25 protein-coding genes and 1 riboswitch are annotated in these 23,479 nt (G+C 47.9%); of the genes, 5 read left to right on the top strand and 20 right to left on the bottom strand.

Features of this window, described 5'->3' with window-relative positions; genetic code table 11:
- Positions 1 to 26: 26 nt before the first annotated feature.
- From ribA to B5F87_RS04775, 4 genes are all read right to left on the bottom strand, one after another.
- Positions 27 to 1,232: a GTP cyclohydrolase II gene (ribA, locus tag B5F87_RS04755; protein ID WP_087277591.1), complete on the bottom strand. Its 1,206-nt coding sequence runs from the start codon at positions 1,230 to 1,232 to the stop codon at positions 27 to 29.
- Between the two features lie 55 nt (positions 1,233 to 1,287).
- Positions 1,288 to 1,938 (bottom strand): riboflavin synthase, encoded by a 651-nt coding sequence (gene ribE, locus B5F87_RS04760; protein ID WP_087277594.1) that lies wholly within the window; start codon positions 1,936 to 1,938, stop codon positions 1,288 to 1,290.
- Between the two features lie 27 nt (positions 1,939 to 1,965).
- Complete coding sequence (ribD, locus tag B5F87_RS04765) at positions 1,966 to 3,120, bottom strand: bifunctional diaminohydroxyphosphoribosylaminopyrimidine deaminase/5-amino-6-(5-phosphoribosylamino)uracil reductase RibD (RefSeq protein ID WP_087277597.1); 1,155 nt, start codon at positions 3,118 to 3,120, stop codon at positions 1,966 to 1,968.
- Between the two features lie 243 nt (positions 3,121 to 3,363).
- A riboswitch (FMN riboswitch) is annotated at positions 3,364 to 3,494 on the bottom strand.
- Between the two features lie 72 nt (positions 3,495 to 3,566).
- Positions 3,567 to 4,529, bottom strand: a complete 963-nt coding sequence (locus tag B5F87_RS04775; protein WP_087277604.1) for a sulfotransferase domain-containing protein — start codon at positions 4,527 to 4,529, stop codon at positions 3,567 to 3,569.
- A gap of 299 nt (positions 4,530 to 4,828) precedes the next feature.
- On the opposite strand from B5F87_RS04775, the gene B5F87_RS04780 reads away from it, so the two are divergent.
- Entirely contained in the window at positions 4,829 to 6,061 is a 1,233-nt protein-coding gene (locus tag B5F87_RS04780; RefSeq protein ID WP_087277606.1) for a 6-phosphofructokinase, read from the top strand.
- A 62-nt stretch (positions 6,062 to 6,123) separates the two neighbouring features.
- On the opposite strand, the gene B5F87_RS04785 is transcribed toward B5F87_RS04780, so the two are convergent.
- Together B5F87_RS04785 and B5F87_RS04790 are read right to left on the bottom strand one after the other, a co-directional pair.
- Complete coding sequence (locus tag B5F87_RS04785; RefSeq protein WP_087277611.1) at positions 6,124 to 6,693, bottom strand: hypothetical protein; 570 nt, start codon at positions 6,691 to 6,693, stop codon at positions 6,124 to 6,126.
- 66 nt (positions 6,694 to 6,759) lie between these two features.
- Entirely contained in the window at positions 6,760 to 7,344 is a 585-nt protein-coding gene (locus tag B5F87_RS04790) for a YARHG domain-containing protein (protein WP_087277614.1), read from the bottom strand.
- Positions 7,345 to 7,734: 390 nt separating this feature from the next.
- Between B5F87_RS04790 and B5F87_RS04795 the strand changes: the two genes are divergently transcribed.
- Positions 7,735 to 7,905 carry a 4Fe-4S binding protein gene (locus B5F87_RS04795; protein ID WP_087277618.1) on the top strand — a complete coding sequence of 57 codons (171 nt, stop codon included), beginning with the start codon at positions 7,735 to 7,737 and terminating at the stop codon, positions 7,903 to 7,905.
- 87 nt (positions 7,906 to 7,992) lie between these two features.
- Here the strand turns inward: B5F87_RS04795 and B5F87_RS04800 are convergent, their stop codons facing one another.
- The 5 genes from B5F87_RS04800 to B5F87_RS04820 form a co-directional block, all read right to left on the bottom strand.
- Positions 7,993 to 8,808 carry a MerR family transcriptional regulator gene (locus B5F87_RS04800; RefSeq protein WP_087277621.1) on the bottom strand — a complete coding sequence of 272 codons (816 nt, stop codon included), beginning with the start codon at positions 8,806 to 8,808 and terminating at the stop codon, positions 7,993 to 7,995.
- A gap of 120 nt (positions 8,809 to 8,928) precedes the next feature.
- Positions 8,929 to 10,278: a replicative DNA helicase gene (gene dnaB, locus B5F87_RS04805; protein WP_087277624.1), complete on the bottom strand. Its 1,350-nt coding sequence runs from the start codon at positions 10,276 to 10,278 to the stop codon at positions 8,929 to 8,931.
- A 76-nt stretch (positions 10,279 to 10,354) separates the two neighbouring features.
- Positions 10,355 to 10,801 (bottom strand): 50S ribosomal protein L9, encoded by a 447-nt coding sequence (gene rplI / locus B5F87_RS04810; protein WP_087277626.1) that lies wholly within the window; start codon positions 10,799 to 10,801, stop codon positions 10,355 to 10,357.
- 14 nt (positions 10,802 to 10,815) lie between these two features.
- Positions 10,816 to 12,849 carry a DHH family phosphoesterase gene (locus B5F87_RS04815; RefSeq protein WP_087277995.1) on the bottom strand — a complete coding sequence of 678 codons (2,034 nt, stop codon included), beginning with the start codon at positions 12,847 to 12,849 and terminating at the stop codon, positions 10,816 to 10,818.
- Between the two features lie 125 nt (positions 12,850 to 12,974).
- Entirely contained in the window at positions 12,975 to 14,006 is a 1,032-nt protein-coding gene (locus B5F87_RS04820; protein WP_158096957.1) for a D-ribose ABC transporter substrate-binding protein, read from the bottom strand.
- 239 nt (positions 14,007 to 14,245) lie between these two features.
- On the opposite strand from B5F87_RS04820, the gene malQ reads away from it, so the two are divergent.
- From malQ to B5F87_RS04835, 3 genes are all read left to right on the top strand, one after another.
- On the top strand, positions 14,246 to 15,763 hold the full coding sequence (gene malQ / locus B5F87_RS04825) for a 4-alpha-glucanotransferase (RefSeq protein ID WP_204246047.1): 1,518 nt from the start codon (positions 14,246 to 14,248) through the stop codon (positions 15,761 to 15,763).
- Positions 15,764 to 15,774: 11 nt separating this feature from the next.
- Positions 15,775 to 16,530 carry a lysophospholipid acyltransferase family protein gene (locus tag B5F87_RS04830; protein ID WP_087277631.1) on the top strand — a complete coding sequence of 252 codons (756 nt, stop codon included), beginning with the start codon at positions 15,775 to 15,777 and terminating at the stop codon, positions 16,528 to 16,530.
- 141 nt (positions 16,531 to 16,671) lie between these two features.
- Positions 16,672 to 17,190 (top strand): hypothetical protein, encoded by a 519-nt coding sequence (locus B5F87_RS04835; RefSeq protein ID WP_087277634.1) that lies wholly within the window; start codon positions 16,672 to 16,674, stop codon positions 17,188 to 17,190.
- Positions 17,191 to 17,243: 53 nt separating this feature from the next.
- Here the strand turns inward: B5F87_RS04835 and B5F87_RS04840 are convergent, their stop codons facing one another.
- The 9 genes from B5F87_RS04840 to B5F87_RS04875 all read right to left on the bottom strand — a co-directional run bounded on the left by B5F87_RS04840 (position 17,244) and on the right by B5F87_RS04875 (position 23,431).
- On the bottom strand, positions 17,244 to 17,753 hold the full coding sequence (locus B5F87_RS04840) for a DUF1934 domain-containing protein (RefSeq protein WP_087277637.1): 510 nt from the start codon (positions 17,751 to 17,753) through the stop codon (positions 17,244 to 17,246).
- A gap of 12 nt (positions 17,754 to 17,765) precedes the next feature.
- Complete coding sequence (locus B5F87_RS04845) at positions 17,766 to 18,827, bottom strand: D-alanine--D-alanine ligase family protein (protein ID WP_087277640.1); 1,062 nt, start codon at positions 18,825 to 18,827, stop codon at positions 17,766 to 17,768.
- A 263-nt stretch (positions 18,828 to 19,090) separates the two neighbouring features.
- The gene (locus B5F87_RS20645; RefSeq protein WP_139109018.1) at positions 19,091 to 19,291 is read right to left on the bottom strand and encodes a hypothetical protein; all 201 of its coding nucleotides are present in this window, start codon (positions 19,289 to 19,291) and stop codon (positions 19,091 to 19,093) included.
- A gap of 159 nt (positions 19,292 to 19,450) precedes the next feature.
- A complete protein-coding gene (locus tag B5F87_RS04850) occupies positions 19,451 to 20,509 on the bottom strand; it encodes a PilT/PilU family type 4a pilus ATPase (protein ID WP_087277642.1) in 1,059 nt (352 codons plus the stop codon).
- A gap of 25 nt (positions 20,510 to 20,534) precedes the next feature.
- Entirely contained in the window at positions 20,535 to 20,942 is a 408-nt protein-coding gene (locus B5F87_RS04855) for a hypothetical protein (RefSeq protein ID WP_087277645.1), read from the bottom strand.
- The gene (locus tag B5F87_RS04860) at positions 20,939 to 21,484 is read right to left on the bottom strand and encodes a hypothetical protein (RefSeq protein WP_087277648.1); all 546 of its coding nucleotides are present in this window, start codon (positions 21,482 to 21,484) and stop codon (positions 20,939 to 20,941) included. The genes B5F87_RS04855 and B5F87_RS04860 overlap by 4 nt, the downstream gene beginning before the upstream one ends.
- A complete protein-coding gene (locus tag B5F87_RS04865) occupies positions 21,481 to 22,035 on the bottom strand; it encodes a DUF4860 domain-containing protein (protein WP_087277651.1) in 555 nt (184 codons plus the stop codon). Before B5F87_RS04865 ends, B5F87_RS04860 begins: the two co-directional genes overlap by 4 nt.
- Positions 22,032 to 22,361 (bottom strand): hypothetical protein, encoded by a 330-nt coding sequence (locus tag B5F87_RS04870; RefSeq protein ID WP_087277653.1) that lies wholly within the window; start codon positions 22,359 to 22,361, stop codon positions 22,032 to 22,034. The genes B5F87_RS04865 and B5F87_RS04870 overlap by 4 nt, the downstream gene beginning before the upstream one ends.
- Positions 22,362 to 22,381: 20 nt before the next feature.
- On the bottom strand, positions 22,382 to 23,431 hold the full coding sequence (locus B5F87_RS04875; protein ID WP_087277656.1) for a type II secretion system F family protein: 1,050 nt from the start codon (positions 23,429 to 23,431) through the stop codon (positions 22,382 to 22,384).
- Between the last annotated feature and the right edge of the window lie 48 nt (positions 23,432 to 23,479).

Here is a 23,479-nt window from a genome sequence, read left to right on the forward strand (position 1 = left end):
TCCTGTTCTTATCCATAAAATGTTTTTTAATATTTTGTGTAATGTCCCATCTTCTCCTGCTTGGTTTTCAGGTAGAAGAAGTCATCTTCATTTGCCTCAATGATGATTGGCACCCGCTCCACGATTTCTATGCCGTACCCAGACAGTCCCACTACCTTTGCCGGATTATTGGTCATGAGACGAAGTTTCTTAACGCCCAGGTCTGCGAGAATCTGTGCACCGATGCCATAGTCCCGCAGGTCCTCCGGAAATCCCAGAGCAATATTGGCCTCCACTGTATCCATACCCTGATCCTGCAGCTCATAAGCTTTTAGCTTGTTTATCAATCCAATACCCCGGCCTTCCTGTCTCATATAAAGAAGTACTCCGCGTCCTTCTTTCTCGATCATCCTCATAGCAGCCGCGTACTGCTGACCGCAGTCGCAGCGTCTCGAACCGAGCGCGTCCCCGGTCAGACATTCTGAGTGTACCCGGCAGAGCACCGGCCCGCCGTCGTCCACATTTCCTTTCACGATGGCCACATGATGTTCCCCGTTTAATTTGTTCACATAACCAAAAATCCGAAAATGACCGTAATGAGTCGGAAAATCCGCCTCAGCCTCACAGCTTACAAAACTTTCAGTCCGCCGGCGATACTGAATCATATCCGCTATGGTTATGATTTTGAGGTCATATTTCTCCGCAAACTTCAGCAGCTTTGGTACTTTTGCCACCGCCCCTTCTTCATCAAGGATTCCACAGCGCAATCCCACCGGCCTCAATCCTGCCATCTGTGCCAGATCCACCGCCGCTTCTGTAAAACCTGTACGTTTCAGCACGCCTCCCTGCAGCGCCACCTTAGGCACTATGGTCCCCGGCCGTCTGAACTCCTCCGGTCCCGCCGTCTCCGCCGCTGCGGTCATCACAGTCAGAGAACGATCCGCCGCCGAAGCGCCGCTCGCCGCATGTACACTGTCAATGGTCACTGTAGAAACAGAACGGGATAACTCCCGGTTCTCCCAAATCTGTTCCTCCACACCGATTTTCCTTGCCACATCTTCAGAAACCGGCATGGTCATGATTCCTTTTCCATGACTTAACATAAAATTCACTGCCTCTGGCGTGGCAAACTGGCCTGCCACCACAAGCGCACCGTCATTTTCCACATCACCGTCATCCACAACGATGACCATTTTGCCCTGTTTAAAATCTTCCAGAGCCTCCTCTATAGTATTGCATCGAAATTCATTCATTTTTCATTCTCCTCGTCTTTTTGTGATGTATGATCATTTGAGTTATGCTTTACCGTCAGAATCCATGGTTTCTCAAAAACTCCTCCGTGATACCCGACTGCGGCTTTTCCTCTTCCCTATTCAAACCCAGAAGCTTTTCCACATATTTGCCTATCATGTCCGTTTCCAGATTAACCATATCCCCGGGTTTCTTTTCAAGAAGAGTAGTATTGGCTCCCGTGTGAGGAATCACTGACACTGCAAAGCTCTTATCATCCACCCGCGCCACTGTGAGACTGATACCGTCAATCGCAATGGAGCCTTTTTCTACGATATATTTCAGGATGTCCGGCGGCGTCCGAACCGTTATCCATATAGCATTATCATCTTTTTCCATGGATGCAATAGTACCCGGAGCATCCACATGGCCCGCCACCATATGGCCTCCAAACCTTCCATCCGCCGCCATAGCCCTCTCCAGATTCACCCGGCTTCCGCTTTTCATTTTCCCCAGGCTGGTCCTCCGCAGTGTCTCATGCATCACATCCACATCATAGCTGTTCCTGTCAAACGATGTGACTGTCAGACATACTCCATTGGCTGCAATACTGTCGCCCACATGGATATCTTCCATCACCTTATCTGCCTGAATGGTGATGACGGCGGAATGAGCCCCCATCCTGATACTTCTTATCACTCCTATTTCCTCGATAATACCTGTAAACATCTCTGTATTATCTCCTTTCCCGTTTTTCTAGCGCACTACCCTGTATTCCAGCAGAATATCCTCTCCAAACTGTCGCTGCCCGCACCGTTCAAGCATCCAGGCGTCCTTTGCCAGCGCCGCGCCGCGGCCTTCCACCGGAGTTTTCGCGTCCGCACCGCCAAATATTTTGGGCGCCAGATAACAATAAACCTTAGATACAATCCCGGACTGAAGAGCGCTCTCGTTGAGCGTGCCGCCGCCTTCCAGCAAAATACCGTCGATTTTATTTTCACCCAGCTTCTGCATGAGACAACTCAAATCTATCATGTTCCGGTGCGGCTCTGCTTCCGTTTCCGGAGGTATCTCCCAGACCGTCACCCCTTTTTTCTCAAGCTGCTTTGCTTTTGTCCGGTTCTCTCCGGGAAGACACGCCACAATGACAGGCTGTTCCCGCGCGGTCTGCACCAGTCTGGATTCCAGAGGAATCCGCAGATGACTGTCACAGATAATCCTCACCGGATCTCTGCCTCCTTTCATGCGGCAGTTCAGCATAGGATCATCCGCCAGCACCGTTCCGATACCAGCCATGATTCCTTTAAAATGATTGCGCAGTCTGTGTACATGATTTCTGGCTTCCTCTCCGGTCACCCATCGGGAATCTCCCGTCCGGCAGGCAATCTTCCCATCCAGTGTCATGGCATATTTCATGGCCACATAGGGGCGCCCAGTGCTGATGTAATGGAAGAACACCTCGTTGACAGCGTCACATTCTTCTTTCAGAAAATGTGGTATCACCGTAATGCCGTGCTCCCTCAATATCCGAAATCCTCTGCCTGCCACCAGGGGATTGGGATCATCCGAACCGACTACCACCGTCGTGATTCCTTCCTCGATAATCGCCTCCGTGCAGGGCGGCGTCTTTCCATAATGGCAGCAGGGCTCCAGGGTCACATAGATGGTGCTGCTTTCCAGACGGTGCCCGGCCGCTCTGGCATGGGCAATGGCATTTCGCTCCGCATGGAGCTCTCCATATTCTTCGTGCCAGCCTTCTCCGAGAATCTCTCCGTCCCGGACAATCACCGCTCCCACCAGCGGATTTGGATTCACATGGCCGCTGCCGCGCTTCGCCAGCTCTATGGCTCTTCGCATATATTGCTCATCCGGATATGGCCCGGCCGCATCTGATTTCTCAATGCCGTTCATATTGACTTCTTCTCCTTTCCGCAATATATATCAGAAAATGTATGATCGGAGCTTCAGGAACAGGAATATTGGCAGATTCTGCCGGATGACTGCAGGGTCGTTTACGATAAGAATCCTGGAAAGATTCCAGAAAGAAATATTTTAAATACAAAAAGCCCTGAAACCAGTCGTACACTGCGACTAATCTCAGGGCTTATCACCGCCATATAAATACACGTAAATAAAATACACGCATACAAATATAAACATCTTCTACCATCCGGACTATACCGTCGGCTCCGGAATCTCACCGGAATCCTGCCTTTCGGCTCGCGGGCTCGCACTTCTCTGTGATTACCGCCGGTGGGGACTTGCACCCCGCCCTGAAGACCGTTTTTCATTTCTTTAGTTATTATAACTCTTTATCAGAGGGTTTTCAAGTAAATCTTTTGTGATACAGGCGCGCACTACGCCGTTCTCCCCCAGCTTTCCGGCACTTTGCGTCCGATCAGCTCTTCCAGCCGGGCAATCTCGTCCTGATAATAGCGGTTAAGAATGCGCCGGGTCTGCGGAAACATTTTGGAACGGTCCGCGTCCCGTTGAATGCACATATTTTGAATCCACCGGAAGAACTTGCGCAGGACATGACGTACCTTAGGGAATCTGCCCAGATGCAGGAAATCTATCAAAATATGATAGACGCCCTGAAAAAGATATATGACTTTGCTTCGCAGGGGTGAAACGGCACAGAACACACTCTCATTACTCTTGATATTATAATTGATTCCGGAATTCTTCTCAACCCGGATAAAATCCAGAATATCTTCCGCAACTCTCTGTTCATCCTCGATCAATTCCTCAAAGAAAACGAACTTCATATTTTCTTTCGGGAAATATTTAAGATATTCTTCAATACAGCAGGCATAATTTCCCTGGGAAAAACAGAGGTATTTCAGTCTCCGGATCATAATGCCTTTCCGGTGAAACCGGCTGTGTAGAATGCTATTCACATATCGGTCAAATGCTGCCGCATGCCCTCTTTTTTTGTCATCCCTTACCGTCCGGCACGGGAGAAATCCCAGAGCAAGAAAATATTTGTAAGCAGAATAGCACCGGTCAGCCGGATCGCGCATGAGAAAAATCAAACGGGTCTCCTCCGGAAAATCCTTCCCGATCTTAGCTGCACAGCCCTGAAAACCCAGTCCGGCATTCACTTCTCCGGCCATCCTCCCGTCCTCTGGCCGGACATGCCCAAAATATCTTTTTTCATACCATTTTTCTCCAAGGAAGAAACGAAATAATGGAACCCTGTAAAACATGGGTTCCTTGACCCCCTCCGTCAGACAGATACCTTCATGCTGCCGCAGGATATCATACAAAGAAGTGGTTCCACATTTCTGGAATCCGATACAAATAAATGCAGGTTTCATCTTTGTTTATGCCCGGGGCTGTCCCCCCGCCTTTCTTTCGTATTTTTCACCTTAATATTAATCCCGGAAGCGGAAATTGATTTTAAAGGTAAGTTATTTTACATAAAAACTGTGTCCGGTCTGTGGTCAAATCGTAAAAAAATCGTAATTTTTTATTATATTTATAAAATATTTTCTTTCTCTCCCTTTAAATAGACAGTCTCCTTTTCATATAGTATAATAATACTATCTTTTTTAACCAATGCTTATTATTGATGTAAGAATCATATGGCATTTGATTCATAATTAGGAGGTACACTATGTCAGGAAAAATCCTTATTGTCGGTCAATCCGGCGGTCCTACGGCAGTTATCAACAGCAGCCTTTACGGCGTTGTCTCGGAAGCCCGCCGTCATCCTGAAGCAATCAGCCATGTTTACGGCATGGTCAATGGCATCGAAGGCTTTTTAAATGATACGATTCTCGATTTCGACGAGATTCTGCCAGGAGACAAACTTGACGCCCTTTTATATACGCCGGGCGCTTATCTGGGCTCCTGCCGCTATAAGCTTCCGGAATCTCTGGATGATCCGGTTTACCCGAAGCTTTTTGAGAAGTTCAAAGAAATGAATATCGGTTATTTTCAGTACATCGGCGGAAATGATTCCATGGATACCGTGAGCAAGCTTTCCCGTTACGCCGCATCCGCCGGAAGCGATATCCGCATTATCGGTCAGCCAAAGACCATAGACAACGACCTGGTGCAGACAGATCACACTCCGGGATATGGCAGCGCCGCAAAATATGTAGCTTCCACCGTTCGTGAAATTGTTCTGGACGCTAATGTTTACGAAAAAGAATCCGTTACTATCCTGGAGATCATGGGCCGCCATGCGGGATGGCTCACGGCCGCCGCTGCTCTGGCGCGGAAATATACCGGTGACAACCCGATGCTTATTTACCTGCCGGAAACTTCCTTTGACACCGAAGAGTTTCTAAACAGCGTCCGTCAGTGTCTCAAGAAGAACTGTAACGTCATTGTATGTGTATCTGAAGGTATCCACGACAAAGACGGCACATTTATCTGCGAATATGACAGTTCTGTGGGCACAGATACTTTCGGCCATAAAATGCTTGCCGGCTGCGGAAAATATCTGGAGAATCTTGTCCGTTCCCGTCTGGGCGTAAAGGCACGTTCCGTGGAGTTTAACGTAAGCCAGCGTTGTTCTGCCTCCATGCTTTCCGCCACCGATCAGCAGGAAGCCGCTGCTGCCGGTACTTTCGGCGTGCAGGCTGCCCTGAGAGGAGAGACTGGCAAAATGGTTTCCTTCAACCGTCAGGATACCGCCGACGGTTCCTATCAGATGGAATGCGGTCTTGTTGACGTGACTGAAGTGTGCAACAAAGAGAAAGCAGTACCTCTCTCATGGATCACTGCTGACGGTACTGATGTGACAGAAGAATTTATCTCCTACGCCCGCCCTCTGATTCAGGGCAAGGTAGATGTCCCTCTGGGAGAAGACGGTCTTCCGGCCTTTGTATCCCGCAAATAATCCGCCGCAGTTCAGAAATATTTTAAAATAAGCACGCCAATGATATGCGCTAAAAATGCATGTCATTGGCGTGCTTTTATATATTCTTCCGTCTTCTTCATAATCTCTGTCAGATTCTTCAGATCCTCCTGTACATTTCCTGTCTCAAGAGAGTGATTGGCTCCCGCCGTCTCATAAAGGGGCAGGTTTCTTTTCGCACATTCCGTTTCGATCACTTCTGTTCTTGCCCACGGATCACTGGTGCCGTGGAACACAATGCCCGTTGTACCGATGGCAAGGAAGGATTCTTCCACCGGCGTGTAGTAGATCTGTCCGGCAGGTATCTGATGCTTCCGGGCGAAAGCCGCCGCAACGGCGGTGCCGATACTCTTGGAAATGAACAGCACATCCTCGAAGCTGTCAAGAGCCGCGTCGCGAAGCTGCTCTTCCACCCGGGCACTGGCCATCTCAAAGGCTTCCATCATTTTTGCTGCATTGCCTTTGATGCCGGACGGCAGCTCTCCGTAACTGACTTCCAGAATCTCATATCCGCCGGCCACCGCCAGCTTCTTGCTGTAATAAAGAAGCGGCTTATCCGTGTGATAACCGACGCCCGGAAATATGACCGCTGCTTTTTTCTTTTTCTCTTCCATCTAAGATTCCCCTCTCTTCCGGCACGCTGGTCATTCGACTTCCACGCACATTTCCACCACTCATATCTAATATCCCTGCTTCAGCTCATAAGAATGAATCAATTCCACATTATACAGCTCCACATCATTGAGGACAGATTCGTCGAAATCTGCGGAGGATGTCTGCGCCACATACCAATCCTGCCGGTTAAAATAGTCCTGAATATCCTGATCATTGAACATCCTGCCATGGCGGGCATAAATCTCATTTCTTGTAATGCACAGGCCATAGGAGTCCAGCCAGGACAATTCTTCCCAGGTATAGCGGACACTGTCCGTATATGCCAGATGGTCAGCCTTTTCGTAAGGATTAGATCCGGTATCTTTTCCTTTAACCAGATACACACTCTCGCTCTCTCCCGTACTGTCCTCAGCATCTTCCTCTGCTTCGTCTCCGTCCTCTCCGGCAGTTTCCTCTTCTTTTTTTGCCTTGCCTATTTCAATGGTAATCTCCGTCTGCCCCTCCGTATCCGACGCGGCAGAGATCTCGCTCTCATGTCTCCTCTGAAGCATCACGAAAGCAAAAATCACGGCAATAAGCGCAAGACATACGATCACCACTGCACTGATCATCATTCCCGCTGTTTTTTTATCATCCCCAGGGTTCCACATCAAATCCCCCCTTCATTTTTATTTTCCGTCTCGATCGCCTAAACTCTTCTCAGCTTTTCTACAAAACAAAAAAATGTGTTTTAATCTCTAATAACACATTTTTTCTCTTGTTTTTTATTATAATGGATAATACTGGTTCAATCAACCCTTTATGGTAATTATTCACTGTAATTTAACACAATCGTAATTAATAATTTTTCTCAACAAGATTCTCTCCCTTTTACAGGCATTGAGATAAACGCAGTGAACTCGTTTTTGGTTTGAAAATAATACAATTTTACCAGTATTTTTCTTGGAAATCCGCTTGATATTGGCGGAAATCTAGTATAAAATAGGGAATACAGAACAAGACAGTTTTGTAATAATCTAAACCTAAAGGAGGATATACTAATGGCATACGTAATTTCTGATGAATGTATCAACTGTGGAACTTGTGAGGGTGAATGTCCAGTTGGCGCTATCAGCGCAGGCGACGGCAAATACGAAATCGACGCTGATTCCTGCATCGACTGCGGAACATGCGCAGGTGCTTGCCCATCTGGTGCTATCAGCCAGGAATAATCTGGAATATTAAGTTGCCTTCGGGCATAGAAAAGAGTGTCTGTTTTGCAGGCACTCTTTTTGTTTTTTATTTTATATTAAAGATAGTTATATTTTTCTCTTGTTCTTTCTGAAAAAACGACTTTTCTTCCGTCCGCCCTCATCTTTGGACACCGCGATTTCCTGTCTCGCTTTCTGATGACTTCGAATCGCCTCATCTAATTTTTTATAGCGGGCCTCTTCCCGCTCCTCCTGCTCCTCAAGCACATCATCCAGCTCTCTGATCACCCGATTGCTGATGCGGTCGCTCATGACATCCCCCATCATCTCCGCCTGTTCCCGCAGCGCTTTTCCGATGATCCGTCCCATGATCGACTCAAACTCCCGCATTTTTTCCTCGTTGCTCCTGAGAGAACCCGATGCTGCTTCCCTCGCTGCAGGATGACTTTCCGTATAATCATTCCCTTTTCTCATGGCCACCACCTTTCCGTTGTGTCCGGTTTTCTTTGAGTCTTCTTTTTGAAAAGTATCTATCCGGAACTCTTCGCTCTCTGATTCTTCATCGGACACTTCCACGCTTTGCTGTCCTGTCCCGTCTTCCGATAAGCCGTCTGCCTCCGGCCTGTCCTCCTCAACGCCCATGTTCTCAAGCTCCACTTGGGTGGCCAGCAGCTTATGTACGTCAATGAGTTTTTTCTGTTCCAGATCCGGCAGCACTTCCTTCACTGCCTTCAGCTGAAAGCCTTTATTCTTTAATTCTTTAATACAGTTTAAAAGCTGTATTTCCTCTTCTCTGTAATAGCGGTGTCCCAGCTCGTTTCTTGGAATGGTAAGCCCCAGCTCCTCCTCCCAATACCGGAGAACGTGGTTCTCCACCTCCAGAAGTCTGGACGCCTCCGAGATGGAATATCTTTTTTCCTTCATATTCTTATTCGCTCCTGTCATACTATAATTTTTAATATCGGCATATTCATAGTATAGCAAGGTTCAGGCTGCATTCTCAATGATATTCGTCTTCTAAAAAAAGACAAAAGGAGCGGATTTCTACTGAATCCGCTCCTTGTTTGCAAATTTCGTATATTGTCCCAGCCAGACAAGTTCAATACTGCCGGTGGCACCATTTCTCTGCTTCGCCACAATGACTTCCGCTATATTCTTTTTTTCTGTATCCGGATTATAATACTCGTCTCTGTACAGGAACATCACCACATCGGCATCCTGCTCGATGGCTCCGGATTCACGGAGATCCGACAACATCGGCCGGTGATCCTGCCTTGCCTCCACCGCACGGGAAAGCTGAGACAGAGCGATGATCGGAATATTCAGCTCTCTGGCAAGCACCTTGAGAGCACGGGAAATCTCAGAAATCTCCTGCTGCCTTGATTCATTCCTTCTTGTATTACTGCCGCTCATAAGCTGCAGATAGTCGATGACAACCATTTCTATATCATAAGTCTGCTTGTACTTCCGGCATTTAGAACGAATCTCCGCCAGAGAAGACGCCGTATCATCGATGATCAGTCTGGAATTGCCGATGAGAGCGGCTCCCTCCAGAAGCTTCTCCCAGTCAGAATCCCTCAGATCTCCGGTACGAATCTGCTGAGAATCCACCATTGACTCCGACGCCATCAATCTCGTAACAAGCTGTTCTTTGGACATCTCCAGACTGAACATGGCAATAGCGTGATTATCCTTAAACGCCGCATACTGGGCAATGTTCAGGACAAATGCCGTCTTACCCATGGCCGGTCTTGCCGCCACCAGTATGAGTTCTGCCGGATGGAGACCCGTAAGCTTATAATCGAGCTCTGTGAACCCGGTAGCTATACCTGTGACCCGTCCTCTGGTCTTCGCCGCATCTTCTATGGCATTTAAGGAATTCAGCACGATATCCTGGATAGGTACAAAATCTGACATTCTGTTCCGGTTCTGCAGCAGACCGAAAATCTCTTTCTCCGTTTTCTCCAGAATAGCCGGCGTCTCCTCTTTGCCCAGATAGCAGGCATTGCCGATATCCTCGGTCACCTTGATGAGAGACCGGAGCGTCGCCTTATCGTGGACAATCTGCGCGTACTGCCGCACGTTGGTGGATGTGGGAACAATATCCACCAGTTCCCGGAAAAAATCCAGGCTGGAAAGAGCTTCCGGAACATCTTTCTCCTTCAGCTTATCCTGGAGAGTGATCAGATCCACTGGTTTGCCCTCCTGATAAAGCTCCACCATGGCTTCAAACAGTATTCCATACTGCCGCTGGTAGAAATCCTCTTTAACAAGGATATCCTCCGCCTCCACAATGGCGTCTCTGTCCATGAGCATGGAACCCAGCACAGATTTTTCCGCCTCCTCACTGTGAGGCTGTATTCGTTTAATAAAATTCTCGTCTACTGTCGGCATATCATCACATCTCTATCATCATCTGTCATATTTACAGGATACGCACGCATCCACAGGAAACCATTTCCTGACTGACCTACATCTCTGATACTTTTACCTTGAGAGTCGCTGTCACCTTCGGATGAAGCTTAATCTTGACATTGTGTACTCCCAGGCTCTTAATCGGCTCGTCAACGGAAATCTTCTTTTTATCCAGCTCCATATCAAGCTGCTCTTTGGCTGCCGCCGCGATTTCCTTGGTGGAGATGGCTCCAAAGGTCTTTCCGCCTTCGCCCACCTTCATTTTTACTTCCACAGACTTCTCGGCAAGATCTTCTGCCAGTGCTTTCGCTGCGGCAAGCTGCTCTGCAGCCACCTTATCCTGATGTGCTTTCTGCAGCTTCAGATCGTTGATATTCTTGCCGGTGGCTTCCACACCCAGCTTCTTCGGAAGGATAAAGTTCCTTGCGTAGCCGTTGTTGACCTCTACCAGATCTCCTTTTTTGCCTAATGCTTTCACATCTTCTAATAAAATTACTTTCATAAAATTAATCCTCCTTAAATATCTCCTTCTTTTTTCATTGAAGCAAGAAGATTTTTCAAATCATTGACCACTTCATCCATGGTTTTATCTTTAAGCTGTGCCGCAGCCACTGTGAGATGACCGCCGCCGCCAAATTTCTCCATTATAATCTGTACATTTAAGTCATCGATGGAACGGGCGCTCACATAAATACAGCTGGAAATTTCCGTGATAACAAAGCTTCCCCGGATACCCTGCACATCCAGCAGCGCATTCGCCGCTTTGGCGCCGATCACTGTCGCTCCATCCACATTTCTTCCATCAAAAGTTGAAATCGCAAATTCATCATAAAACAGCTCCGCACGGTTTATGATATCCGCACGTATCTTGCAGTTCTCCATATCTTCGCGGAACATTTTCCGTACTCTCGTTACATCTGCTCCGGCACGGCGGAGATATGCCGCTGCCTCAAAGGTCCGGACTCCCGCTTTTACAACAAAATTATCGGTATCTACCAGAATACCCGAATACAGTGCGTCCGCCTCAATAGGGCGCAGCTTCGGCTTATCCGGGATGTACTGCAGAATCTCTGCCACCATCTCGCAGGATGAAGAAGCATACGGCTCCACATAGGAAACCACCGCCTTTTTGATGGTATCATTATTCTGCCGATGGTGATCCAGCACCACAATGGTTTCTATCTGTTTAATCAGCTCCGGACACTCCGTCATGGCCGGTAGGTTTACATCCACTATGATCAGCATGGAAGAAGCGTCTCTCAGAGACAACGCCTGCTCATTGGTGATAAACGGAAAATCTTCTGCTCCGCTGTCATTAATCATCCCTTCTACAATGGGCCGTATGGCCGCGCAATCCTTATCCATGACGATATAAGTCTTCTTATCAAATGTACGTGCCAGCCGGTAAATTCCCAGCGCAGCTCCCACTGCGTCGGCGTCCGGCAGCTTATGACCCATAATAAAAATCTTGTCATGGGTCATGATGATCTCCCGCAATGCATGAGCCTTCACTCTCGCCTTGACTCTCGTACTTTTCTCTACTTTCTGAGTCTTTCCTCCATAATAGGAGATGGAATCCCCGTCTTTTACAACGGCCTGATCGCCGCCTCTTCCCAGCGCCAGATCCATGGCGATCCGGGCGCTCTCGTAGGTGTCCACATAGGTGGGCGCGTTGACTCCCACACTGATACTCAAAGTCATGGACAGTTCATTACCGATGTTGATCATCCGTACCTCATCCAGCAGAGAAAACTTCGATTCCATGAGCTTCTGAAGGTTCTTCTCCTCAAAAACGAAGAGGAACTTATCCTTCTCGAACTTCTTGACAATGGCGTCCAGTCCCTGCATGTACCGTATGACCTTTCTCTCTACCAGCGCAAGGAGAAGAGACTGCCGCACTTCTTCCATGTTCTCGAGAACTTCTTCATAGTTGTCAATGTAAATGAGACCGGCGACCATTCGCTTGCTCTTGGACTCTTCCCGGTATTCCATCAGCTGAGTCTCGTCAAAGAAATAGAAGGCGAGAAGCACATTATCAGGATCTGTCTCCCCTTTTTCTTTTTCTTCTTCCGTCATACATACGCTTTTGCATTCCACCCGGAACTTTCTGTCTTCCATCGTAATACAGAACTCTTTCGTACTGCCGGGCTTCGGAAACACTTTCTTATAAAGGGAAGCGAACATCTGCGTGATATTCTTTTTCTCAGTTTTTTCTCCGGCCATCTCAGCAAAGCTGTTATTATACCAGATGACCAGTCCTTCATCATCCGTCAGAATATAGGGGACGGGCAGCTCCTTCAGAAGATCCTTCTGTATCTGCCCCTGCTCAAATCCTGCGGCAAGAAGCTCCGCTGTCGCCAGCTTCTCAAAGTATTCGTAATGAACCACCGCAGCTATCAAAAAAACAAAAGCCCCCGCTATGGTCATATATCCAAAAAACGGACGAATGGTCATGACAGAAAATCCGACCATAAGAAAGGCTGCTACCATGATAATAGACAGCCATAAACTAAACTTGATCTGTGTTGAGACTTTTTTATTTTGTTTCATTTCCTTCACCAGATAAATCATTTTACATATGGCTTGTCAGCCAAACTTCAATAGACCTGCGAATATATTGTGTTATTATAGCACTATTTTCTGGTTTTTAAAAGAGTTTATTAACGCCGTCTCATTTACTTATTCTGATAAGCAAAATTATTCAGATTATCTGCTGTATCTGTCGTAATCAATACACAATCCGTCAACTGTTTCTCCTCAAGTCCAGTAGATCCCGTTTTAAGATATTCTTCAGCCTGACCGACAGCGTCCCTTGTCATGTTGTCTATCTGCTGCAATACTGTTACCAAACATTTACCATCCTTAATATAATTCCTCATATCATCCGTCCCACCAAAACCGATAATATAGACTTCATGATCCAAATTTTCCGATGCAACTGCGTCAGCAGCGCCGCAGGCCAGCTCATCATTTTCACAGACCACGGCTCGAATCGCCGGATATTGTTTCAACAGAGTCTCTGTTTTCTTCATTCCTTCCTCTCGGGTTTCTCCGGCTATTTCCCTAACCGCCATTTCCATATTAGTCCGGTCAATAACAGCGTGAAAAGCCTCAGAACGTAGTTGAGACTTTCGGTTTTCTTTTTCCAACAGCTCTACATAGAGTCCCTCCCCTCCTGTAGTTTCCGCCAGATACCCGGCCGCTTCTGCAACCCCCTGGCTGTCATCTGACAAAATCTGAGCTACAGCAGTGCCTTCCTGATTTATCTCACTATTTACCAGAAAGGTAGGGATTCCGGCATTTCTGGCATTCTGTACATCTGTGATGGCAGAATCTGCATCCGCACTGTTACAGATAACAGCCGATGCCTTTTCAGAAACAGCTTCATCAAATAATTTTGCCTGTTTTGCTGTATCGCCGTTATGATAAACGCATTTTACCGTATAGCCAGCCTTCTCTCCTTCCTCTATACACGCATTTTGCATAACAACTGCGTCAGAGTCATCAGGAGACGATGTAATGCAGTATAACAGCTTTTGCTCCGCATTATCATTTAAAATATCTTCCGTCACTTGCTCCGCCGAATTTTCTTCTTTTTCCGCCGTCGTTACTTCTTCTGTGGAAGTCTTCTGCCTGTCGGCCTTTCCGCAACCCGATATCGATACCGCCACAGCCATAAACAACACCGTAATAACTCTTTTAACCATTGTATATCCTCCCGTCAATTCGACCTTTTCCATATAGTAAAGTCATTATAATTTTTTTGAAGGCTCTTTTCAATGGGCATTTACATTTATTAAAATAATTTGTAGCCTTTTTATATCGCTCTTTTGATTGCGATTTTTCAGAAAATTCTGTATAATAAACGAAGTATGTGATATAAACATCAAAAGCTTTGCAGCCGAAGATATCACGAAATATCAGAAAAATAAAAAAGGAGGAAAGTATGCGTGAGCAATTAGACACGATAAAACACATGCACCGCCTCTCGGGCATTCTGGTTCACCCCACTTCTCTTCCCGGGGAATACGGCATCGGGGACCTTGGCCCGGAGGCTTACCGTTTTGTAGATTTTCTCAGAGACGCCGGTCAGCATATCTGGCAGACATTGCCTCTCGGTCCTACCGGCGAAACGAACTGCCCGTATCAGTGCTATTCATCTTTTGCCGGCCAGCCGCTGTTGATCAGCCCGGAGCTTCTGATGGAGGACGGTCTTTTGACCGGGGAGGATCTGCGGGATAAACCGGATTTTCCGGAGGAACAGGTGGATTACGAGCTGGTAAAGGAATATAAGGACACGTTGTTTCGCAAAGCATTTACAAAGTTCCAAATGTCTTCGCAGGAGCGAATTCTCACACTGAAAAAAGAATTTGACGCCTTCTGCCTGCATACAGACTGGCTTCCTGATTATGCTATGTTCATGGCCATCAAAAAAAGCAAGAAGGGAGCCCACTGGCTGAACTGGGAGAAAAAATACCGGAAACCGACCAAATCCCAGAAGGCGGTCATTGAAAGAGAATTGTATGAAGAAATCTGCTATGAGAAGTTTCTGCAGTGGCTTTTTTTCCGGCAGTGGACAGCTCTGAAGGAATATGCCAATGAACAGGGTATTCTTTTCATCGGAGATATCCCGATTTTTGTTGCGGGAGACAGCGCCGACGTTTGGTCGCAGCCAAAACTGTTCCAGCTGGATAAAGACGGTTTCCCAGTTGTGGTGGCCGGAGTACCGCCGGATTATTTCAGTTCCACCGGACAGCTCTGGGGAAATCCCCTTTACGACTGGAAGTATCACAAAAAAACTGATTTTGCATGGTGGATGAAACGTATTGAGACGCAGCTTACCATGAGTGACATTGTCCGCATCGATCATTTCCGCGGACTGGAAAGCTACTGGGAGGTTCCTGCTGATGCTGAGAACGCGCTTTCCGGCAAATGGACGGAAGGTCCCCGGGACGCCTTCTTTGAACGGATCGAAGAGATTTTCGGGACAGATCTTCCGATTATCGCAGAAGATCTCGGTATTATCACCGATGAGGTTCGGGCTCTTCGGGACCGCTACCATCTGCCCGGTATGAAAATACTGCAGTTTGCCTTTGAGGATGATAACAGCAGTTATCTTCCATATAACCAGCCATATAACTGCATCTGTTATTCCGGCACCCATGATAACGATACAAGCACCGGTTGGTATGAACATGCGCCAGAACATATCCGGGACAAAGTACGCCGTTATATGAATACGGATGGTTCCCAGATCAGCTGGGATTTTATCCGCACCTGTTTCGGCTCTCCCGCCCGCATCGCCATTGTTCCGGTTCAGGATCTGCTCTGCCAGGGCAGCGAATACCGCATGAATATTCCGGGCGTTGCTGACGGAAACTGGGCCTACCGCATTAAAAACGGCCTGCTGACCTCCGATATCGCCAAGCGTCTCTATGACATTACCCGGCTTTATGGCAGATAGGAGAGAATATTATGAATTTACGTGCGTTTTTTGTTCTATTTTATGTAGTTAATTTTATTATAGTGACCACGCCGGAAAGAAAACGCCTGCGGAAGCTGGCAGAGACCGATCCGGCAGAAAGCTCCCGAATTGCACATTTGCAGGTGAAAAAAGCGTTTCGCAATATGCTGCGGATTGCCGGAGTAAAAATTGAAGTGAGCGGCCTTGACAATATTCCTGATGAATCCTGCCTCTACGTGGGCAACCATAACAGTTATGTGGATATTCTCGTAAGCGAAGTTGTCATACCGACAGGAGCAGGCTTTGTATCCAAAGACAGCCTGCAGAAAATTCCCGGCCTTTCCTCATGGATGTATCTGATCCACTGTCTGTTCTTAAACAGAACCGACGTCCGGGAGGGTCTTAAAATGATCACCACCGGAGCTGAATATCTGAAAGAGGGATATTCCATGTTTATTTTCCCGGAAGGGACGCGCAGCCGCGACGGCCATATCGGTGAATTTAAAGGAGGCAGCCTGAAAATGGCCCAGAAAGCCGGCGCTCCAATTGTTCCTGTGGCCATCTCCGGTACCAGCAGTATCTTTGAAAAAAACGGAGGTTTCCGCATTAAGCCGGGCAATGTCAAAGTTGCCTTTGGAACTCCGTTCAAATTTTCAGAGCTGACAAAAGAGCAGAAAAAGACCATCAGCGAGCACACACGGGCTGCAATTCAGGAAATGCTTGACAGACATACGGAGAGCATTCAGGAAGAACAAAAGGAGTTATAAGGAATTCTCAATTTTTTTCCTGATTCATCTTTTCATAACAAGAAAAAAATGTTACAATGTTTGTTTGTAATAATGAACTGCCCGGAATCAGCAGATACATTTCTGCCGGTTCCGGACATATATAACTTAGGAGGATGAGACATGAGTGTAAATCCATGGATTATTACGGCTGTCATTCTGGTTATCGCCATCGCCGTTCTCGCGTTCCTTTATTACAAAGGCTCCAAAATGCAGAAACAGCAGGCTGAACAGAAAAGCAAGCTTGTCGATGCGGCACAGCAGGCCACCATTCTTGTCATTGACAAAAAAAGAATGCCGCTGATTGATTCCGGACTCCCGCAGGCGGTTCTCGACCAGACTCCAAAAAGAGCGCGCCGGGCAAAAGTCCCTGTAGTCAAAGCAAAAATCGGTCCAAAAGTAATGTCCCTGATTGCCGATGAGGATGTATACGATCTGATTCCTGTAAAGGCAGAGGTCAAGGCTATGATCAGTGGTATCTATATCACAAGCATCAATAACTTCCGTAAAGCTCCTGTGCCGGAACCGGAGAAAAAAGGCTTTGTTGCAAAAATCCGCAAAAAAGCTGACAAAGCACAGGAAAACATTGACGCCGCAAAAGTTAAACAAGAAAAAGCAAAGAAAGACCGCAAGAAAAAATAACAAAAAAGGCGCATCACAGCAGGAAAGTAATTTCACCTGTGATGCACCTTTTTTTATTCTGTTTCTTCCGGCACCGGTTTTCCCTCCACTGTCAGATGATAGTTGGACACCAGCATTCCTGACATATAAAATGAGTATTCCAGCGTCAGCCGGAGTAAATCTTCCCCTGCGTGCATTTTTATCCGCCTGGTATCTGATACCATCTCCAGCGCTCCCGCCGGTGACTGATACACACAGGTCTCCGAATGTCCCTCCCGAAACCGCAGCAGTGAATCTCCACAGCCGCTTTTTTTCAGTTCCACCACATCCGGAGAAACAGTCAAACGATTCTTTAATGTCCGCCCTTCTTCCGTAGTTTCGGAATAGAAAATGTAATGCTTCTCATTTTTCATAAAATAATCGGCAAACGTGGTAATCTCCGAGACCTCTTCCTGTCCGAATCCTCTCTGTACTCCTTTTACCGTCAATCGAAGCTTTCTTTTTTTATGGACTGCGCCGCCTGGCCGGCCTGCTCTCTCCGGCTCTTCTCTGTGCGGCGCCCGCCCGCCATTTTCTTTTGTCATATTTATATCCTTCTATCCTTCATAGCGAATCATCGCCAGATCGATCAACTGCTGCACCAGTGCTTTCTTGTCAACACCTTCCGCCTCCCAGAGCATCGGATACATGCTGATGGCCGTAAAGCCCGGCAGCGTGTTAATCTCGTTGAACACCACTTCATTGGTATCCTCTTTCAGGAAGAAATCCACACGGGAAAGTCCATAGCAATCGAGCGCTTTAAAAATCGCTTCCGCATCTCTGCGAATTTCCTCAGCTTTTCCTTCCGGAAGCTCCGGCCCCACGATGGTTTTTGAATCTGCGTTATTATATTTTGCCTCGTAGGTATAGAACGTATCCGCCGCAAGAATCTCTCCCACGCCGGAAGCTTTGGCCTCAATGCCTCCAAGCACCGCGCATTCCAGCTCTCTTCCCACGATATTTTCTTCCACAAGAATCTTGGAATCATGCCGAGCCGCCAGCTCCAGCGCGTCTACAAGCTCCTCACGGCAGCCTGCCTTGCCTACTCCCTGTGAAGAACCTGCCTTGGACGGCTTCACAAAAACAGGATACGGAAGACTCTCCTCCACTCTGGCAACGACCGCATCCATATCTTTTAACTGCCAGCGGTAAACACCTACAAACTTCGCCTGGCGGATACCGATGGAGTCCACGATGATCTTCGTATAGAACTTATCCATGGAGCAGGCGGAAGCCAGCACGCCGCATCCCACATATGGAATCTTCGCCAGTTCCAGCAGTCCCTGCAACGTTCCGTCCTCTCCGTTCATGCCGTGGAGCACCGGGAACACCACGTCAACATTCAGCCGTTCTACGCGGTCTCCATAAACAAGACAAAGTTCATTCTTTCCGGTCTCAGGGGAAATGAACGCCTGAACCCGGCCTTTTACCCAGGTGCCGTCCTTCACCTTGTCCATGGAATCAATCAGCTTCCACTGACCGTCCTTTGTAATTCCTATCATAATCACATTGTAGATATCAGTATTAATGTTTTCAATTACCGTGGCGGCAGACATGAGGGATACCTCATGCTCTGATGATCTGCCTCCCATAATTACAACAATATTTTTCTCTGCCATTTTTCCTTTCCTTTCGAATACTTCTCCGTATTATCTTTTTTCACTTCTGCAATACTATATCATATTCTCCTTCATTTGAACACTTTACATTATTCTTTCGCTTTTCCGCATTATAACATCTTTTCGCTTCCACATGAGCGAAAGGGGGCTGTCCATAAAAAAATAGTGCGGCAGCATTTTTATTGCAAAGAATAAGAGCCAGGTCTGTAAAAGACCCAGCTCTCTTCGCAGCTTACCGTAATAATTATTTTCTTCTCTGCAGCCTACAGAGGTACTTCTTCATCATATACGATATCAAGGTTTCCGTTTTCTGGTCCCTGCTCTTTCCAGTAGTTCTCATAAAAACTGTCGAAAATACCTGCTACAGATGTAGCCTTTCCTCCTGTGCTGCCCAAAACACCTCCGAACATAATTAAGGCCATTGCAAGGCAAACTGCAGGTACCATTAACCACTTACGAAACATTGTTCAACTCTCCCTTCTGGTATATTTTGAATCCATTTTATATTAAAAATAGTAGCACAGCAACCGCCCTCTGTCAACAATTCCCATTACATTTTACATATTAATCCAGAGTTTTCCACTCTTTTGAAACGAAAAATGTAATGAACTATGACAATAAATCTAAACGAGCTTTTTCTTAAGCATTCCGGGATTCATAGCATTCGCAAGCGCAGTCTCTTTTTCTACCTTTCCTTTTCCGCACAAACCTGCCAGATAATAATCCATCGAAAACAAATTATCCGCGACAGAAGAATAAATCATACCGTCGATCTGGTGCACTTTACCGTCGCGAATCATATTTTTTATGGCAGTATTCACCGTCATCAGCTCAAAGGCCGGAATACGCCTGCCGTCTGTTCCTGTCACAAGCTGCTGCGATACCACTGCGTTTAATACGGAAGCCAGCTGTACTGTAATCTGCCGCTGCTGATTAGGCGGAAACACATCAATAATTCGATCCACCGCATTAGCCGCCCCCACTGTGTGAAGTGTGGAAAACACCAGATGCCCGGTCTCAGCCGCCGTCATGGCAATCTGAATAGTCTCATAATCCCGCATCTCTCCCAGCAGAATCACATCCGGGCTCTGCCGCAGAGCCGCCCGCAAAGCTGCCTGATAGCTTTCCGTATCAGAGCTTACCTCCCTCTGGCTCACGATACTCTTTTTATGCCGGTGAAGAAATTCCAGCGGATCTTCCAAAGTAATGATATGACTCTCCCTCGTACTGTTAATTCTGTCAATGAGACATGCCAATGTGGTTGATTTGCCGCTTCCCGCCGGTCCAGTTACCAGTACCAGCCCCTTTCTGTAATCCGCCAGATTTAAAATAGATGCCGGAATCTCCAGCTCTTCCGGATTAGGAAGCTGAAACGCAATGAGACGAATCACTGCTGCCAGAGATCCCCTCTGCTTATATATACTGGCACGAAAACGGGCAAGATTTGCAATCGAGAAGGAGAAATCGTCGTCTCCTTTTTTCTGCAGCTCTTCCAGACTATGGTTAGAAGTCAGAGCATAAATGTCTCTGATAAGCCGTTCTGTCTCTTCCGGCATAACCCTTTCTTCTCCCATATGTATCATTTTACCGTTGACCTTACAGGTCAGCGGCAGACCTGCGACAATAAACAGATCTGACGCTCCCTGCGCTGTGGCCCTTTCCAGATATTCCCGCAATTCCATACTATTTCATTCGCCTCCGTTTCTGTTACTGTTCTCCCTGGTATACATCCAGCGAGCGGTCTGCCTCCCAGTCCTCCGAGGACTGCAGCTGCCACTGTACCACATCAAAATCTCTCTCTTCGCCGTCTCCTGTCACAACCACAGAAGCGATGACTATTTGTCCGTCGGATACTTCTTCCTGAAAAGAAAACCGTGTGCCGGCGGCCAGATTCTGCTCCTGCGCCTCCTGCATCCGGTCCGCGATCTGCTCCTGTATCCGGTTGGCCGCATCGTAATAAGCCGTTGTATGGTCCGCGGCCTTCTGCGACAGCCGCCTGTCCGCCACCGCATTTTCCAGCGACAGCACCGAAAACGTCAGAAGCGCCAGAGTCATAAAAATAAGAATCAGCAGAGATATCCCCACATTCATAACCGGGATTCCTTTTTTCTTCATGAGACGCCTCCTTCCGCTTCCGGACGATATAATCTCAGTGTGAGCTGATAGATGGATGACTGACCAGCCGCTGTCTGCGAAACATTTACCTCACCTGCCCCGACAGTCACATTCCACATCTCTCCGTCCTGCTGCCAGGCAGCCGAGATCACATATACCCCGTCCTCAGCCCGGCAGATCTTCCAGTTCCCATCGTAATATATGCTGGCTCCGCTCTCGGCGGTCTCCAGCTCCGGAAAATACTGCTTCAGCTCCTGCAAAAAGAACTGGCCGGAATCATACTGTTTAGACTCATCCGCATCGCCGGTATTTTGTCCGGTGGCAACGGCCTGCTCTTTGGCATCCTGGTCGGCGCCTCCCAGTATCTCCGCCACAGAGGAGCACAGCTTCTGCGCCTGAAACAGATTCTCCGCCTCCCGGCCGATGGCATTTGACTTTGCGAAAGCCTGCAGGAACACCGCCGTGGTCATGGCAAAAAACGCAATGGCTATCATCAATTCAATTAGAAATAATCCTGATCTGGAATGTTTTCGTATCCTCATTCTTCCATCCCCCCGGCAGATGTTCCACTGCTCTCATGACCATTTTCCGCGGTTTCAGCCGTGGCGGCCACTCCATTTGCCGCGGCCCGGATAAAGACGGTCTCCTCCTGACCGTCCGCCGACAGATCAAACTGCAGCAGGTCTTCTTCGGGTCTGCTCACTGAGAATGTATCCAGAGCAACCAACTCCTGCCCGCCCTGGAGTCCGGAAAATGTTTCTTTCTTTGTGAAGAGCTCTTTCAGATATCCGTCTTCCTGATAGATGTAGGAAGCATAACTCTCGCCGTTCACATCGGCTTCAATGACCAGCACCTGCCGCCCGGACATTTCCTTCACCGTTATTTTGGAAGAGTCTCCGCACTCGCGGACCTTTTCCTGCAGATAGGATACCGCCGTCCGAACCGTATAATTTTCTTCCAGACCCGCCGCCGTTTTCTCGTAAATCCTTGCGCCCTGCAGCACCACCAGCAGTGCGCAGAAACAAAACAGCAGGATAAACAGCAGAGGAAATAAAATATCTATCGTATGTATGCTTCCGCCGTTCTTTTTCATTTTTCCTCCCGGGACAGCCGCAGCACCCGAACCTGCGGCCGGATATTTTTCGCGACAATCTCATAATCCACAATATATTTTTCCTCGTTATAACGCAGCCCGTAATGCTCTTTGAGATACTCGATGCTCTCCGGGTACGCACCTTCCGTCCCATAGCACAGCACCGCCGACTGCACCACCGCATTTTCTATGTTTTCCATCTCGGTCTCCTCCGTCACCGAGGAAACCGACTGGATTCCATATAAAAACACAGCTATAAATATAAGAAAGATGCACACGGACAAAAAAAGCTGCCCGTGTCGGTTCTTTCGGATATACTTTTCCATCTATGCCTCCCTGTACAGTCTCATCCTATACTGGACAATATTCCCATCAGCGGCACCATAACCGACAGAAGGATTCCGCCCACCAGCACGGACAGAATCGCCACCATCGTTGGCTCCAGCACGGAGATAAAGTTCTGAATCCGCGCCGTCACCTCGCTGTCCGCCTGCAGCGCAATCTTTTTCAGCGCGCCGTCCGTATCTCCCGTCCTCTCCGCTATGTAAAGCATCCTGCCGTAAAGGCCGGTCAGCATGCCCGACTGCACAGCCGCCGCGGAAAATGACTCGCCTTCCTCGACGCGCTCCCGGCAGTCCTCCAGTTTCTTCCTCACTTTGTCATCCCCTTGCAGCAGGGAATCCACCATATGAAAAGCGCCGGTATAATCCATACCGCTGCGAAGAGCCATGGACATGCCCGAAGCAAACCGCGCCGTCTGCATCCGGCTCAGAATCTTCCGGGTTCCAAAGAAACCTCCTGCCATCTTCCTGAACCGCTCCTTGCCCTGCGGCGTGCAGAACAGCCAGAGACATCCGGCAGCCAGCAGGAAAACAATCAGCAGAATCACTCCATAATATCGGCGGATTCCGATTCCCGCCTGCAGCAGAACAGCCGCCATACCGGTCATCTGTCCGCCCAGCTGCTCATAAACCTGCGCGAACACCGGCAGCACCTTGACGATCATCACCAGGAAAATGACCAGCATCATGCCAAGCATGAGCAGCGGATAGGTCACGGCGCTCTTGATGTCCTGGACCATATTTTCCTCGCGCTCATAATAGGCCGCCAGCCCTTCCATGACCTCATCCAGATTACCTGTCTGCTCTCCGATGCGGGCCATCTGGATCATATAATCCGGAAAAGCTCCGGTCTCCTCCAGCGCATCATAAAAAATGCCTGTCTCGTCCAGATTCCTCTGAATCTCCTCATAAAGCTCCCGAAGGGGACTCTCCTCCTGCCCGGCATCTTCCTTCATAATCATAATTCCTTCCGCCGCAGAAATTCCTGATTTCAAAATCATCCCCATCTGCTCGCAGAAAAGAATCCTCTCACTGTTTGATAATACTTTTCCCATTTTTCATCCTCAAAGCGGCAAAACCGCGTATCTTCTGTCCGGCGTCCC

The organism is Eubacterium sp. An3 (genome assembly GCF_002159465.1).
GTDB classification, from domain to species: Bacteria; Bacillota; Clostridia; order Lachnospirales; family Lachnospiraceae; genus Anaerobutyricum; species Anaerobutyricum stercoris.

Bases quoted from the DNA above. Each gene is read 5' to 3' on its own strand.
- ribA (WP_087277591.1), bottom strand. From the start codon at position 1,232: ATGAATGAATTTCGATGCAATACTATAGAGGAGGCTCTGGAAGATTTT.
- ribE (WP_087277594.1), bottom strand. From the start codon at position 1,938: ATGTTTACAGGTATTATCGAGGAAATAGGAGTGATAAGAAGTATCAGG.
- ribD (WP_087277597.1), bottom strand. From the start codon at position 3,120: ATGAACGGCATTGAGAAATCAGATGCGGCCGGGCCATATCCGGATGAG.
- B5F87_RS04775 (WP_087277604.1), bottom strand. From the start codon at position 4,529: ATGAAACCTGCATTTATTTGTATCGGATTCCAGAAATGTGGAACCACT.
- B5F87_RS04780 (WP_087277606.1), top strand. From the start codon at position 4,829: ATGTCAGGAAAAATCCTTATTGTCGGTCAATCCGGCGGTCCTACGGCA.
- B5F87_RS04785 (WP_087277611.1), bottom strand. From the start codon at position 6,693: ATGGAAGAGAAAAAGAAAAAAGCAGCGGTCATATTTCCGGGCGTCGGT.
- B5F87_RS04790 (WP_087277614.1), bottom strand. From the start codon at position 7,344: ATGTGGAACCCTGGGGATGATAAAAAAACAGCGGGAATGATGATCAGT.
- B5F87_RS04795 (WP_087277618.1), top strand. From the start codon at position 7,735: ATGGCATACGTAATTTCTGATGAATGTATCAACTGTGGAACTTGTGAG.
- B5F87_RS04800 (WP_087277621.1), bottom strand. From the start codon at position 8,808: ATGAAGGAAAAAAGATATTCCATCTCGGAGGCGTCCAGACTTCTGGAG.
- dnaB (WP_087277624.1), bottom strand. From the start codon at position 10,278: ATGCCGACAGTAGACGAGAATTTTATTAAACGAATACAGCCTCACAGT.
- rplI (WP_087277626.1), bottom strand. From the start codon at position 10,801: ATGAAAGTAATTTTATTAGAAGATGTGAAAGCATTAGGCAAAAAAGGA.
- B5F87_RS04815 (WP_087277995.1), bottom strand. From the start codon at position 12,849: ATGAAACAAAATAAAAAAGTCTCAACACAGATCAAGTTTAGTTTATGG.
- B5F87_RS04820 (WP_158096957.1), bottom strand. From the start codon at position 14,006: ATGGTTAAAAGAGTTATTACGGTGTTGTTTATGGCTGTGGCGGTATCG.
- malQ (WP_204246047.1), top strand. From the start codon at position 14,246: ATGCGTGAGCAATTAGACACGATAAAACACATGCACCGCCTCTCGGGC.
- B5F87_RS04830 (WP_087277631.1), top strand. From the start codon at position 15,775: ATGAATTTACGTGCGTTTTTTGTTCTATTTTATGTAGTTAATTTTATT.
- B5F87_RS04835 (WP_087277634.1), top strand. From the start codon at position 16,672: ATGAGTGTAAATCCATGGATTATTACGGCTGTCATTCTGGTTATCGCC.
- B5F87_RS04840 (WP_087277637.1), bottom strand. From the start codon at position 17,753: ATGACAAAAGAAAATGGCGGGCGGGCGCCGCACAGAGAAGAGCCGGAG.
- B5F87_RS04845 (WP_087277640.1), bottom strand. From the start codon at position 18,827: ATGGCAGAGAAAAATATTGTTGTAATTATGGGAGGCAGATCATCAGAG.
- B5F87_RS20645 (WP_139109018.1), bottom strand. From the start codon at position 19,291: ATGTTTCGTAAGTGGTTAATGGTACCTGCAGTTTGCCTTGCAATGGCC.
- B5F87_RS04850 (WP_087277642.1), bottom strand. From the start codon at position 20,509: ATGGAATTGCGGGAATATCTGGAAAGGGCCACAGCGCAGGGAGCGTCA.
- B5F87_RS04855 (WP_087277645.1), bottom strand. From the start codon at position 20,942: ATGAAGAAAAAAGGAATCCCGGTTATGAATGTGGGGATATCTCTGCTG.
- B5F87_RS04860 (WP_087277648.1), bottom strand. From the start codon at position 21,484: ATGAGGATACGAAAACATTCCAGATCAGGATTATTTCTAATTGAATTG.
- B5F87_RS04865 (WP_087277651.1), bottom strand. From the start codon at position 22,035: ATGAAAAAGAACGGCGGAAGCATACATACGATAGATATTTTATTTCCT.
- B5F87_RS04870 (WP_087277653.1), bottom strand. From the start codon at position 22,361: ATGGAAAAGTATATCCGAAAGAACCGACACGGGCAGCTTTTTTTGTCC.
- B5F87_RS04875 (WP_087277656.1), bottom strand. From the start codon at position 23,431: ATGGGAAAAGTATTATCAAACAGTGAGAGGATTCTTTTCTGCGAGCAG.